11 protein-coding genes are annotated in these 12,989 nt (G+C 70.7%); 5 read left to right on the top strand and 6 right to left on the bottom strand.

Annotated elements, in window-relative coordinates:
- Positions 1 to 9: 9 nt before the first annotated feature.
- The 3 genes from VGJ24_RS08775 to VGJ24_RS08765 all read right to left on the bottom strand — a co-directional run bounded on the left by VGJ24_RS08775 (position 10) and on the right by VGJ24_RS08765 (position 4,432).
- Positions 10 to 1,920, bottom strand: coding sequence for an amino acid transporter (locus tag VGJ24_RS08775; RefSeq protein ID WP_331500159.1), 1,911 nt, complete (start codon positions 1,918 to 1,920; stop codon positions 10 to 12).
- Between the two features lie 130 nt (positions 1,921 to 2,050).
- Positions 2,051 to 3,979: an anthranilate synthase family protein gene (locus tag VGJ24_RS08770; RefSeq protein ID WP_331500158.1), complete on the bottom strand. Its 1,929-nt coding sequence runs from the start codon at positions 3,977 to 3,979 to the stop codon at positions 2,051 to 2,053.
- 21 nt (positions 3,980 to 4,000) lie between these two features.
- A complete protein-coding gene (locus VGJ24_RS08765; protein WP_331500157.1) occupies positions 4,001 to 4,432 on the bottom strand; it encodes a MarR family winged helix-turn-helix transcriptional regulator in 432 nt (143 codons plus the stop codon).
- A gap of 107 nt (positions 4,433 to 4,539) precedes the next feature.
- Here VGJ24_RS08765 and VGJ24_RS08760 point away from each other — a divergent pair, with 107 nt between their 5' ends.
- Positions 4,540 to 6,000: a DHA2 family efflux MFS transporter permease subunit gene (locus tag VGJ24_RS08760; protein ID WP_331500156.1), complete on the top strand. Its 1,461-nt coding sequence runs from the start codon at positions 4,540 to 4,542 to the stop codon at positions 5,998 to 6,000.
- Between the two features lie 191 nt (positions 6,001 to 6,191).
- Here VGJ24_RS08760 and VGJ24_RS08755 read toward each other — a convergent pair whose 3' ends face one another.
- The gene (locus VGJ24_RS08755) at positions 6,192 to 8,339 is read right to left on the bottom strand and encodes a HelD family protein (protein ID WP_331500155.1); all 2,148 of its coding nucleotides are present in this window, start codon (positions 8,337 to 8,339) and stop codon (positions 6,192 to 6,194) included.
- 185 nt (positions 8,340 to 8,524) lie between these two features.
- Here VGJ24_RS08755 and VGJ24_RS08750 point away from each other — a divergent pair, with 185 nt between their 5' ends.
- The 4 genes from VGJ24_RS08750 to VGJ24_RS08735 all read left to right on the top strand — a co-directional run bounded on the left by VGJ24_RS08750 (position 8,525) and on the right by VGJ24_RS08735 (position 11,615).
- Entirely contained in the window at positions 8,525 to 9,115 is a 591-nt protein-coding gene (locus VGJ24_RS08750; protein ID WP_331500154.1) for a hypothetical protein, read from the top strand.
- A gap of 35 nt (positions 9,116 to 9,150) precedes the next feature.
- Entirely contained in the window at positions 9,151 to 9,987 is an 837-nt protein-coding gene (locus tag VGJ24_RS08745; protein WP_331500153.1) for a M55 family metallopeptidase, read from the top strand.
- A gap of 69 nt (positions 9,988 to 10,056) precedes the next feature.
- Positions 10,057 to 10,539 carry a SigE family RNA polymerase sigma factor gene (locus VGJ24_RS08740; RefSeq protein ID WP_331500152.1) on the top strand — a complete coding sequence of 161 codons (483 nt, stop codon included), beginning with the start codon at positions 10,057 to 10,059 and terminating at the stop codon, positions 10,537 to 10,539.
- The gene (locus VGJ24_RS08735; protein ID WP_331500151.1) at positions 10,536 to 11,615 is read left to right on the top strand and encodes a hypothetical protein; all 1,080 of its coding nucleotides are present in this window, start codon (positions 10,536 to 10,538) and stop codon (positions 11,613 to 11,615) included. The genes VGJ24_RS08740 and VGJ24_RS08735 overlap by 4 nt, the downstream gene beginning before the upstream one ends.
- Positions 11,616 to 11,669: 54 nt before the next feature.
- On the opposite strand, the gene VGJ24_RS08730 is transcribed toward VGJ24_RS08735, so the two are convergent.
- Positions 11,670 to 12,164, bottom strand: a complete 495-nt coding sequence (locus VGJ24_RS08730) for a SigE family RNA polymerase sigma factor (RefSeq protein ID WP_331500150.1) — start codon at positions 12,162 to 12,164, stop codon at positions 11,670 to 11,672.
- Positions 12,165 to 12,200: 36 nt separating this feature from the next.
- Positions 12,201 to 12,953, bottom strand: coding sequence for an enoyl-CoA hydratase-related protein (locus VGJ24_RS08725; protein WP_331500149.1), 753 nt, complete (start codon positions 12,951 to 12,953; stop codon positions 12,201 to 12,203).
- Positions 12,954 to 12,989 lie beyond the last annotated feature (36 nt).

Genomic DNA, 12,989 nt, shown 5'->3' with positions numbered 1-12,989 from the left:
CCACCACGGTCAGCCCACGTGCACGTGCGGACGCCGTGTCGGGTCGCGCTCGGCCCGGCGCAGCACCTCGCGGGTGACCGGCGCGACCTCGCCGGACCCGAACAGCAGGAAGCGCAGCAGCTGCTGGACCGGGTTGCCCTCGGTCCACTCGAAGTAGATGTGGGGGATCACAACGGTGTCGTCGCGGATCCGGAGCGCCAGGGCGGCCACCGCGTTGGGTACCGACGAGGCGATCACGCTCATCACCCGGTAGCGCTGGTGCAGCACCTCGCCACGCACCTGCAGCCGGCCCTCGAAGTCGCTCGGGTCCACCACCGTCACCTCCACGAAGATCACGTCCGGGTCGGTCGGCAGGTCGTGGTCGCGACGCAGCTGCCGGACCTTCTCGACGTACTCCTCGACGTCGCGGTCCTCCGTCTGGTGCGCGACCAGCCGGATCGTGCGGCGCGCGCAGTCGCGGAGGAAGACCTGGCTGGTGGCGTCGAAGTCGATCTCGGTCGCGCGCAGCTCGAAGACCCGCTTGATCCGCGAGGCGATCGAGACGCTCACGATCGCGAGGACGAAGCAGGCTCCGATCTTCACGCCGTCGGGCCGCTCGATCACGTTGCTGACGGTGGTATAGGCGAAGACCGTCGAGATGGCTGCGAACCCGACCATCCGTTTGCGTTGACCGGCTCGCCGCGCCGCCAGGGTCACGGCGACACCCGCGCTGGTGAAGAGCACGAGAACGCCAGTGGCGTACGCACCGCCCTGACCGTCGACGCTCGCGTCGAAGATCCAGGTGATCAGGAACGCCGTGCCGGTCAGGATCAGTACCAGCGGCCGGACCGCGCCGGCCCACTCCGGCGACATGCCGTAGCGGGGGAGGTAGCGCGGGATCAAGTTCAGCATGCCGGCCATCGCGGAGGCGCCGGCGAACCAGAGGATCGCGATCGTCGCGGCGTCGTACGTCGTGCCGAAGGCGTTGCCCAGGTACTCGTGCGCCAGGAAGGCGAGCGCGCGCCCGTTGGCCCGGCCACCGGCCTCGAACTCCGCCGGGCGGATCAGCAGCGTGGTGACGAACGAGCTGGTCACCAGGAAGATGCTCATCATCACCGCGGCCGTGGTGAGGAGCCGCTTGGTGCCGCGGATCCGACCCGCCGGGCGTGCCTCGGTGTCGTTCGGGTCGCCACTGACGTGCGGCATGACCGCGACCCCGGTCTCGAACCCGGACATCCCGAGCGCGAGCTTGGGGAAGACGATCAGCGAGACCCCGATCATGGCCAGGGCGTTGCCGTGCTGCTGGGTGAGTGCCGCGCTCCAGTCGGGGACGAGGTGGGGGTGTGTCGCGATCTGCCACAGGCCGACCCCGATCACGACGACGTTGAGCGCGAGGTAGACCCCGACCAGCCCAACCGCCAGGCCGATCGCCTCGGTGAAGCCGCGCAGGAAGACCGCCCCCAGGAGGGCCAGCAGGAACAGGGTGATCGCGACCTGGTGGCCGGAGAGGGTCGAGCGGAGGTTGGGGTTCTCGATCAGGTGGGCGCTGGCGTCGGCGGCCGACAGGGTCATCGTGATGATGAAGTCGGTGGCGGCGAAGCCGAGCAGCGCGAGTACGAACAGCTTGCCCTTCCAGAAGCTGAGCAGCCGCTCCAGCATCGCGATCGAGCCCTCGCCGTGCGGGCTCTCCTCCGCGACGCGGCGGTAGACCGGCAGCGCACCGAGCAGGGTGAGAGCCACCAGCACCAGGGTGGCGACGGGGGACAGCAGTCCGGCAGCGAGCGCGGCGATGCCGGGCTGGTAGCCGAGCGTCGAGAAGTAGTCGACGCCGGTCAGGCACATCACCTTCCACCACGGCTTGCCGGTGTCGGCGTGCCCGACCTCCCCCTCCGTGACCAGCCAGTCCTTGGCGCGCCGGGTCAGCGGCAGGGTCGCGGTCATGGGGCCACCGGGGAGTCGGTGCCCGTGCGCGAGGAGACGTGGGTGCTCACGGTCCCAGCCTCCGTCGCGCGGGGGCGGGACTCACGCGTCTTGACGAGTTCCTGACACCGCTGTCCGCGAGGTCACACGGTCAGCCCAGGAGGTCGGCCGCGAGGCGGTGGATCAGGTCGGCGCCGTGCTGGGTCAGGATCGACTCCGCATGGAACTGGATGCCGCGGAAGTGCGGCCCGCGCACCTGGTGGACGTCTCCGGTGCCCGGGTCGGCGTCGACCGAGACGCCGTCGGGTAGAACCAGGTCCGGCAAGACGCGTCCCACGAAGGTGTTGTAGAAACCCACCCGCTCCCGCCGCCCGTCGAGCACCACCTCGTCCTGGGTGCCCTGGAACACGATGTCCTTGTAGACCAGCGGGATGCCGAGCCGGTCACAGAGCACCTGGTGGCCGAGGCAGACCGCCAGGAACGGCCGGCCGGTGGCCAGCAGCCCGTCGACGGCTCCGCGGAACGTCGCGATCTTCGGGTCGTCGCCCTCGCGCGGATCGCCGGGGCCGGGTCCGACGATCACGAGGTCGGCATCGTCCAGCGACCCCTCGACGTACGACGCGTGCGGGACGACCGTGCTCGCCATCCCGGCGACACCGAGCACGTGGCGGAGCATGTTCACGAAGTCGTCCTCGCCGTCGAGGATCGCCACCCTCTTCCCGGATAGGGCGGGGTCCGGCCGCGCGCCCGACTGGTCGGCGAGCCAGAACGACGCGAGGCGCTGGTTGCGGGTGAACAGCTCCAGCACGACGTCTTCGTCGTTGACCAGCTCTGCGACGTTGATGCTCGGAGCCGGCGCCGGGGCGACGAGCCCGAACGCCGCGAGGATGCCGCCGGCCTTCGCGTGCGTCTCGGCGACCTCGTACGCCGGGTCGGAGTCGCGCACGAGGGTGGCGCCCGCGGTGACGGTCAGCCGGCCCTCCAGGTCCACGTCGGCGGTCCGGATCACGATCGGGCTGTCGACGACGGGGGCGCCTTCGGCGTCGCGGCCGAGGATCGCCAGGGCCGCGCCGTAGTAGCCGCGACCCTCGGACTCGTACTTCTTGATCAGCCGACAGGCGTTCTGCACCGGGCTGCCGGTGACCGTTGCGGCGTACATCGTGTCGCGCAGGACCTCGCGCGGGTCGCGGCTGGTGCGGCCGGCCAGGAAGTACTCGGTGTGGATCAGGCGGCTCATCGGCTTCAGGAACGGCCCGAGCACCTGGCCGCCCTTGTCGCAGACGTCGCACATCATCTTCAGCTCCTCGTCGACGACCATGAAGAGCTCGAAGATCTCCTTCTCGTCCCGCAGGAACTCCAGCAGGTCGCTGCGCAGGTCACGCGGTTCATCGGTCGCGCCCGCCGAGAGCAGCCGGAAGGTCCCGCTGATGGGGTTCATCCGTACGTCGTCGCCGTGCACCGACACATGCCGCTCGGGGCTCGCTCCGATGAGGTATCGGTCGCCGGTGAAGAACACGAATGTCCAGTAGGCGCCGTGCTCGCGCTGCAGCAGTCTGCGGAAGACGGTCAGCGCCTTGCCGGCGTCCCACTCGGCGACCTGCGCGCGGTAGTGGCGCCCCACGACTAGGTTCGCGCCCTCGCCCTGGCCGATCTCGTCGCGGATGATCGCGGCGACCAGGTCGGCGTACGCCGCGTCGTCGATGTCGAACCCGCCCCGGTCGGCCAGGTCGACACCGGTGTCGTCGATCGCGTCGATCACCTCGTCGACGGTGAACTCCAGCTCGGTCTCGACGTCCACGACCACCAACGGAGTGCCGTCGTCGTGTGCCGCGAAGCCGCGCTCGCGCACCTGCCTGAACGGGACGGCGATCAGCCGGTCGGCGATGTGGCCGTCCTCGGGCACGCCGTCCTCGAGCGGGATGTCGAGCAGCGACTCGACCACGCGACGCGTGCCGCCGACCAGGCCGACCGTGTCGCGGTCACCGGCGCGCGTCGACCTCCGGATGATCGCCCACGCCTCGTGCCCCTGCAGCGCGGCGATGGCGTCGCGGGCTGGGCTCGGCGACGCGGCGGCGGTCATGGCGACCGACCCTACCGACGCTCAGCGGACGTTCTTGATCTCGCTCAGGTAGCGGAGCACGGTCTGCAGCTCGGCGACGGTGTAGCCGGCGTGCACGTCCTCCATCTGCCGCACGATGTCCGCGTACGCCGACTCGACGCGTGCGTCGTGGAACTGCACCGGGTGCACCCAGACCTTGCGCCGGTCTCCCGGATCCGGACGGCGCTCGACCATGCCCTTCGCCTCGAGCCGGTCGAGCACCCGGGTCGTCGTGCTCGAGGGCAGCTCGGTGGCCTGGGCGACCTGGCCCGGGGTCATCGGCTCGGCGTTGCGCAGCAGCACGCCGTACGTCTGGAAGTCCACGACGTTGAGCCCGATCGAGCGGGCGATGCGCTCGTTGGTGAGCACTGCCGACGCGATGACCTCCTGCATGGTCAGGGAGATCCGCTCACCGACCTGCTTCCGGGTGGACAACTTCGATCGCCCTCGCTACTCTCTCCATATCGGAACTATTCCGAACCAGAGATACCCCGTTCTGGGACTTCTCACATCCAAGACTACAACACTCACAGGAGAACGAGATGACCGAGAAGCGCGGGCTCGCCATGGGCGTGCTCATCTTCGCGTCGTTCATGGACCTGCTGGACGCGACGATCGTCAACGTCGCGCTCCCGTCGATCCGGAGCGACCTCGACGCCAGCGGCGCCCAGCTGGAATGGGCCGTGGGCGGCTACCTGCTGTCCTTCGCCGTCCTGATGATCACCGGTGGCCGGCTCGGTGACATGTTCGGGCGCCGCCGACTGTTCGTAACCGGCGTGATCGGTTTCACCGTGGGCTCGGCGCTCGCATGCGTGGCGCCGACGATCGGCGTCCTCCTCATCGCCCGCGTCGTGCAGGGCGGGTTCGCGGCGATGATGGTGCCGCAGGTGCTGTCATCGCTCCAGGCCCTCTACGCTCCGCGCGAGCGGGCGGCGATGCTCGGCGTGATCGGCGCGGTGTCGGGGATGTCGGCGGTGATCGGCCCGGTGCTCGGTGGCTGGTTGGTCGGCAGCGACGCCTTCGGGATCGGCTGGAGAAGCATCTTCCTGATCAACCTGCCGGTCGGGGTCGTCCTCGTCGCGCTCGCGCTGCGCTGGGTCCCCGACACCCGCTCCGAGCACCCGCTCCGGCTCGACCCGGTCGGGCTCGTGCTGGTCACCACGGGACTGCTCGGCATCGTGTACGCCCTGATCGAGGGTCGTCAGCAGAACTGGGCGGCCTGGATCCTGGCCCTCGGTGCGGGCGGGCTGCTGGTGCTCGCGGCGTTCGTCGTCCAGCAGGTACGCCGTGAGCGCACCATGGGCTCCGCGCTCCTGCCGATGCGGCTGTTCGCCGACCGCGGCTTCTCCGCCGGCCTGGTCACCCAGGGCGCCTTCCAGGGCGCGCTGGCCGGGTTCGCGTTGGTGCTGACCGTCTACGTCCAGACCGGTCTCGGCTGGTCGCCCGTCCACGCCGGGCTCACCCTGCTGCCCTTCAGCCTCGGGGCGTTCGTCGGCAGCGGAGTCTCGGTGCCGCTCGGGATGAAGCTGGGCAAGGTCGTGATGGTCGTCGGCGCGGTGCTCCAGTCGGCGGCGACCGTCTGGGTGCTGGCGGTGGTGCACGGCCAGGGCGACGCTCTGTCCACGTGGGGCCTGGCCCCGGCGCTGGTCGTGTCCGGGATCGGCCTCGGGCTCCTGGTGGTGCCGCTGGTCGACGTCGCGCTGGCGACCATCCCGACCGCCGAGGCGGGGGCGGCCTCGGGCGCCTACGGCACGGTCCAACAGGTCGGGGCCGCACTCGGGGTGGCGATCACCGGGACCGTGTTCTTCGGTGTCGTCGGCACGTCGTACGACGCGGCATCACCGCGGTCCGGACTGATCGCCGCCTGCTGGGTGGCCGCCGGCGGCTACGCGCTCTCCGCGGTGGCCAGCCTGCTGCTGCCCTCCCGGAGCCAGGTGCACGCGCACCAAGAGGCCGTGGAGGCCGAGCTGGCCGAGCCGACCGAGGAGCCGGTCGCCGTTTGACCACGCTGACCCGTCAGAAGATGCCACCGAAAACGCGCTGACCTGTCAGAAGAGTGCACGTGTCGACGTCCCACCCGGCATGACTTCTGGCGGGTCAGCGCACACGGGCGGCGCACTTCTGGCGGGTCAGCGCACACAGGCGGCGCACTTCTGACAGGTCAGCGCACACGGGCGGCACACTTTCTGACAGGTCAGCGTATGAGGGTGAGCAGCTGGGTGGCGCGGGTCAGGACCACGTAGAGCGTCGCCCGGCCGGTCGGGGACTCGGCCTCGATCGCGTCCGGGTCGACGACGACGATGCCGTCGAACTCCAGACCCTTGGTGTCGATGCCGGTGAGGACCACGATCCGGTCGTCGCCGGCGGCCGCCGGGTTTGTCGCGTGCGGTGCATCGGCGGCGAACTCCGGCCACGAGGCCAGCCACTCCGAGACCTCCGAACGACGGTCGGCCGGCACCACGACCGCAACGGTGCCGGCGACGGCCCCCGCGACCTCGGTGAGCTGCTCGCGCAAGGTCACCGCAGGGTCGGCACCCGCCGGAACCTCGCGCGGCGCGACGCCGGTCGACCGGACGGCGGTCGGGAGATCGGCGTCGAGCCCCGCGCGCTCGGCGTACGCCGCGGCGTACTCGTAGATCTCCGAGGAGTTCCGGTAGTTGGTCGAGAGGTGGAACTCGTGCAGGTCCTTGTCCTCGATCGCGGAGGCACGTGCGGCCGCCGACTCGTCGGGAACCGGCCAGGACGACTGGGCGGCGTCTCCGACGATCGTCCAGGTGGCGGTGCGGCCGCGTCGACCGACCATCCGCCACTGCATGGGCGTGAGGTCCTGGGCCTCGTCGACGAGGACATGGGCATAGCCGTCGTCGTCGATCCGGTGCGCCGGTGGCTGCCACGGGCCGGAGCCGGGCCCGTACTCCCGTTCGGCCATGGTGGTCAGCTCCTGGAGGTCGGCGCCGACGAAGTCGTCGAGCTCGTGATCCTCCTCGCGTGCCCGGTCGGGTACGTCGCCGAGGCCGTAGCGCAGCTCGTCAACGAGCGGGACGTCCTCGATCGACAGGTCGCCGGCCTGCCACGACTCGACGAGCAGGCGTTGCTCCTCGGGCGTGACGACCCCCTGCCCGACCCGGGCGAGGAACTCGGGGTCGCGGAGCCAGCCCAGCACCTCGGGCGCGGAGAGCGGCGGCCACCACGAGAGCGCGAAGTCGACGAACGCCTGCGAGGACAGCATGTCGTCGTCGAAGGCCTCGCGACCCCGCTCGCGGCCGCGGGCACCGCGCACCTGGCGCCACATCGCGTCGAGCAGCGACGAGGAGACCCGCGGAAGCTGGCGGTTGCGCTGGCCGGTCAGCTGGCGACGCAGCTTGGCGAGCTCTCCGCGGTCGAGGTGGATCACGTCGTCGCGCCAGAAGACCCGGAACTCCTTGGGCGACCCGGGTGCTGGCTGGCGCGACGTACGCCGCATCAGCTCGGCCATCCGCGCCGAGCCCTTGACGGCCGCGACCGCCGGAGCGTCGTGACGGGTCGCCCGCAGGCCACCGACGACCTCACCGAGCGACCGCAGCGCGACGGCCGTCTCGCCCAGCGACGGGAGCACCCGCTCGATGTAGCGCATGAAGACACCCGACGGACCGACGACGAGGACGCCACCGGTCTCGTAGCGACGGCGGTCGGTGTAGAGCAGGTACGCCGCGCGATGCAGCGCCACAACGGTCTTGCCGGTGCCGGGGCCGCCGCTGATCGCCACCACGCCCTTGGCGGGGGCACGGATGGCCTGGTCCTGCTCGGCCTGGATGGTGGCGACGATCGAGTGCATGGAGCGGTCGCGGGCGCGGGACAGCTGCGCCATCAACGCCCCCTCGCCGACGATCGGGAGGTCCGTCTCGGCGTCGGCGTCCAGCAGCTCGTCCTCGATGCCGACGACCTTCGGCCCGGCGCAACGCAGCACGCGGCGGCGGATCACGTCATGCGGGGACCCGGCCGTCGCCTGGTAGAACACCGCGGCTGCGGGTGCCCGCCAGTCGATCAGCAGCGAGTCGCGCTGGTCGTCACGCAGCCCGATGCGCCCGATGTAGCGCGGCTCGGAGTCGACCCGGTCCTGCAGGTCGAGCCGGCCGAAGACGAGTCCCTCGTGCGCCGCGTCGAGCTGGGCGATCCGGCGCGCGGCCTGGAACACCATGGCGTCGCGCTCGACGAGCCCGCCCTCGTGACCGAGGGCGCCCCGCCCGTGCCCCTCACGGGCCAGCGCCTGGGCGTTCCGCGCGGACTTGTCCAGCTGGACGTACACGCGGTCGACGAAGCCCTGTTCGGTGGCGAGCTCAGCGGTCAGCAACTCGTCAGCCACGTAGAAGTCTCCTCGGATCCCCAACCGCTCGGGTGAGCGGCTCCGGCTCAAAACGACAAGTCGTCCATGATATCTGTTGCGATCCGCACGCCGTTAGGATCTCCCGAATCGGGCGGGTTCGGTCGACGGATGCTCGGATCGCGGGGGTCGTCCCGCCGCTCGCTGCACGAACCACGGGGTTCCTCATGCACGCTCGCCACCTTCTTCGCACGGTGGTCGGCTCTGGTGTCGTGGCGGTCCTGGCCGTCCCCGGCTCCGCCTTCGCCCAGACGTTCACCCATCGGGACGCGACTCACGACGTCCAGCGCTTCCGCATCCCGAGCACGCTCACCAACGCCCCGCACAACAAGGCGGCGGACATCGTGCGCACGCGCCTCTCCTACTCGAGGAGCGGCCTGGTGAGCACGGTCTGGCTGCGCAGCGGCAAGGTCGGCAGGAACTGGCTGCTGGACGGCAAGGTCCGCACCGGCAGTGCCCACTTCGAGTGGTTCGCCGCCCAGAGCCCGAGCGGCAAGGTCCTCCAGCTCCAGGACGCGAACGGCGCCCGGATCGCCTGCGACGGGCTCGCCATCCACGTGTCGCACCGGAAGGGTCGCGTGGGGACGACCCTTCCCGCCTCCTGCCTCGGCGCGCCCGCAGCGGTGAGGGAGGGAGTCGCGTTCGACATCCAGACGAACCGCAACACCCAGTTCGCCGACGACGGACTGCAGAAGCGCGGTCTGACCAAGCAGGGACCGACCCTGGCCCTCTCTCCCAAGCTGCACCAGAACCGGTGAACCCCGGCAGCCGTCGGAACTGACATGCTCGGCCGGTGAAGGTCTACATCTCGGTGGACATGGAGGGCGTCGCCGGCATCTCCGACTGGGAGCAGTGCATCCCGGGCGGCGATGACTACCCGCTCGGTCGCGACCTCGTGCTGGGCGAGGTCAACGCGGCGATCGACGGGGTGATCGACGGGGCGACGGAAGCCGGCGCGACGCAGATCCTGGTCAATGACAGCCACTCGTTCATGCGCAACCTCCCGCCCGGGCAGCTCGGTGGCCACGCGTCGTACCTCTCGGGGCGGTTCAAGCCGCTCTACATGATGGAGGGGCTCGACGCGTCGTACGACGTCGCGCTGTTCCTCGGCTACCACGCCGCGATGCCGACGCCGGGCATCCTGTCGCACACCTACAACCCGCGTGCGATCGCGAACGTCGTGCTCAACGGCACCCTCACCGGCGAGGCCGGGATCAACGCGCTGGTCGCCCAGCATCACGGCGTCCCGATCGCGGTGATCACCGGCGACCAGTACGTCGGGCCCGAGGCCGCGCCGTTCTGCCCGGGCATCGAGGTGATCGAGGTGAAGACCTCCATCAGCCGGTACGCCGCCGAGCACCTGCATCCCCACGTCGCCCAGCAACGCATCCGCGAAGGCGTCGCCGCTGCTCTCTCCGACGTGACCGCGACGCCCCCCGCGATCGGCCTCCCGGCCACCCTCGAGATCCAGCTGATCTCTCCGGACATGGCCGAGCAGGCGACCTGGCTGCGCGGCGTCGAGCGGGTCACCTCGACCAGCGTGCGCTGCGAGGACGACGACCCGTTGCGGCTGTACCGGACCTTCATGACCCTGGTGCTCCTGACCCGGAGCCTGGTCGAGACCCGCTGATCCCCGAGGCACCAGGCGGCGTGTCAACCTTCCACCGGGCTCAGCAGGTTGAAGTGGTGAGGGGGTCCGGTGGACTTCAGCGAGTACGTCGCCGCGCGCGGACGCGCGCTGTGGCGTGCCGCCTGGCTGCTCACCGGCGACAGCCATCTCGCGGAGGACCTGGTGCAGACGGCCTTGACCAAGGCGTGGCCGCACTTCGAGCGCGTGTCGGGTGACGGCTCGTTCGAGGCCTACGTCCGTCGCGCGATGGTCACGACGTACTTGTCGTGGCGTGGCCGGCGCTGGGTCGGTGAGATCCCCAGCGGCAGGGTCCCGGACGTACGCGTGGGTGACGAGCACGTCGACGTCGACCTGCTGCGTGCGCTCGGGTCGTTGTCGCGCCAGCAGCGTGCTGTCGTCGTGCTGCGCTACTTCGCCGACCTGACCGAGGCCGACACCGCCGCCGCCCTGGGCTGCTCGGTCGGCACGATCAAGCAGCACCACTCCCGCGCCATCGCCGCCCTCCGCACCTCAGGCCTCCTCGACCCGGACGACGCCGAGGAGGCTCGATGACCGAGCTCAGTGCAGCCGAACGCAATGCTCTTGACGCCCGCCTGAAGGAGGCGGTCCCGGCCGAACCCGACCTGACCGGGCTCGTCGCCCGCTCCGAGAACGGCGCGCGTCGTACGCGTCGGAGGCGCCGTGCCGGCGGGCTGGTGACCGCTGCGGTCGCCGTCACGGCAGTGATCGTTGCTCCTCTGCTGATCGGCTCGGAGCCGGTGCGCGACGGCGCCCGACCACCTGTCGGGACCCACGTACCGGCTCACCCGTGCGGCGGCACACCGGACCACGCCGACTTCACCCAGGGAACTGCTGCGTGGGTGACCTTCTGTCCCACACGGCTCTCCGGTCGCGACGAAGTCCTCTCACTCACGCCGACGGGCGTGCTGGTCTCGGATGCCGCGTCACTCGTGGCTGCCTGGCAGGCCAGCACCGGCACCGCGCACAGCTGTCCGTTCGCCTTCGGCAGCACGGAGTTCTCGGTCCGGGTCGGGTTCTCCGACGGCACCTCGACGAGGATCGACGGCAACACTGGCCCCTGCCAGGCTGCGGCCTCCCCGAGCAAGGGGTACATCGGGATCGCCTCCGGCGGCACGGTGTACTCGGACCTGGTGCGGGCGCTCGGCCGCCAGGCCTCGAGCGGCCACACCCGCTACGACCCACCCGGACCTCCGCCCACGTGTCCCCCGTCACCTGTCTCGGCGGGACGACTGAACGTCGACGGCGCGTCCGCTCCGGGGCTGCACGACTCGTTCTTCCTGCTCGACATGACCGCCGTCGAAGGTCAGGTGTGCCGGTACGACGGGTCGGGTGCTCTGATCGCGTCCGGACCCGCGCCGGGCCCCGAGGATCTGCGGATCGCATCGGGCTCGAGCGTCATGCGCTCGCCGTTCCAGCGATGGCGAGACGCTCCCGCGACGTCGTACGTCGTGACCCTGCGCGACCGCACCGACACGTGGCGCACGTTCATCGTCAGCGGCCGCCGGCACACCCTGACCTTCTTCCGTGGTTCTTCCCCCGGCGTGGCCTACCGGATCGGCTTCGCCGGGGAGGATCTCCTTCTCCAGGTGCACGAAGCAACCCGGTGACTGCTCAGTCGGTGCGCTCGTCGAGGGCCACGCCGTACGTGCCGGTGCCCCGGGTCATGCGGACGTGGACGGATGCGCCGACGGGTGCCCACAGGTCCGGGTTGGCAGCTTGCCCGCCGCCGCCCGAGCCTTGCTGGCCTGGCTCTTGACGGTGCCCACGGAGCAGCCGAGCACGTCGGCGGCCTGGGCCTCGGTGAGGTCTTCGAAGTAGCGAAGCACGACCACGGCTCGCATCCGGCGCGGGAGTCGCTCCATCGCGGTCCAGAGATCGGTCGGATCCGTGGCCTCCTCGACCGCCGGCTCCGGCAACGTCTCGCTCGGCTGCTCGCCGTTCCACTTCCGTCGCCACCAGGAGGCGTAGGTGTTGACCAGGATCTTGCGGACGTACGGCTCCGGCTGGCCGTCGATCCGCTTCCAGGCGAACCACGCCTTGGCCAGCGATGTCTGGATCAGTTCCTCGGCGAGCGCGTGGTCGTGCGTCAGCAGGTACGCCCTGCTGTCACCGGGCTCCACGCGGCCTGCCGAGTCGACGACGGTCCTGGTGGTCATGCCCTGAACTACCCGGCGGGCCACCCGAATGGTTGCCTACGACTGCTTCCGGTTCAGGAACGCCGTCATCGCCTCGCGCGCCTCGTCCGAGGCGAACAGCCGAGCGCTGAGCGCGGCCATGTCGCCGCCGAGCGCGTCGATGCGGCGTACCAGGTCGGCGTTGAGGATCCGCTTGGACTCCCGCAGGCCCTGGGCCGTGCCGGTGGCCAGCTGCGCGCAGACGGTCGCGACGGCGTCGTCCAGCCCGTCCGCCGGGACGGCACGGGTGACCAGGCCGTACGTCGCGGCCTGCGCGCCGGTGAACACCTCGCCGCCCAGGGTCGTCAGCGCCGCCGCCCGCGGGTTCATCCGGGCGTGGACGGTCAGCGAGATGATCGCGGCGGCCAGGCCGAGCTTCACCTCCGTCAGGGCGTACGACGCGTCGTCGGCGCTGATCGCGACGTCGCTCGCCGCGACGATCCCGATGCCGCCGGCCCGGACCGCGCCGGCAACTCGGGTGACCACCGGCTTGTCCAGGGTCGCGATCAGCCGCTGGAGCGCGACGATCCGCCGCGCGCCCTCCTCCATGCCGATCGTCGTCGCCTCCGACAAGTCGGCGCCCGAGCAGAAGACCTTCCCCGCCTGTCGCACCAGCACCACCTTCACGGTGTCCTCGGCGTTCGCCCGCTCGAGCCGCTCGAACAGCTCGGTCACCAGCTGCTGGGACAGGGCGTTGCGGTTGTGCGGCGAGTCCAGGGTGATGGTCGCGACGGCGTCGGCGACGGCGTAGTGCACGAGCTCGTCGGTCATGGCGGCATCCTGCCAAACCGGCCGATCCCTGATCCC

Origin of the sequence: Nocardioides sp., from assembly GCF_036493135.1 — a bacterium.
Classification (GTDB): Bacteria; Actinomycetota; Actinomycetes; order Propionibacteriales; family Nocardioidaceae; genus Nocardioides.
This window is presented reverse-complemented; position numbering and strand designations above follow the sequence as displayed.

What these genes read in the sequence shown, in the direction of transcription:
- VGJ24_RS08775 (WP_331500159.1), bottom strand. Translation starts at nt 1,920, where the DNA reads ATGACCGCGACCCTGCCGCTGACCCGGCGCGCCAAGGACTGGCTGGTC.
- VGJ24_RS08770 (WP_331500158.1), bottom strand. Translation starts at nt 3,979, where the DNA reads ATGACCGCCGCCGCGTCGCCGAGCCCAGCCCGCGACGCCATCGCCGCG.
- VGJ24_RS08760 (WP_331500156.1), top strand. Translation starts at nt 4,540, where the DNA reads ATGACCGAGAAGCGCGGGCTCGCCATGGGCGTGCTCATCTTCGCGTCG.
- VGJ24_RS08750 (WP_331500154.1), top strand. Translation starts at nt 8,525, where the DNA reads ATGCACGCTCGCCACCTTCTTCGCACGGTGGTCGGCTCTGGTGTCGTG.
- VGJ24_RS08735 (WP_331500151.1), top strand. Translation starts at nt 10,536, where the DNA reads ATGACCGAGCTCAGTGCAGCCGAACGCAATGCTCTTGACGCCCGCCTG.
- VGJ24_RS08730 (WP_331500150.1), bottom strand. Translation starts at nt 12,164, where the DNA reads ATGACCACCAGGACCGTCGTCGACTCGGCAGGCCGCGTGGAGCCCGGT.
- VGJ24_RS08725 (WP_331500149.1), bottom strand. Translation starts at nt 12,953, where the DNA reads ATGACCGACGAGCTCGTGCACTACGCCGTCGCCGACGCCGTCGCGACC.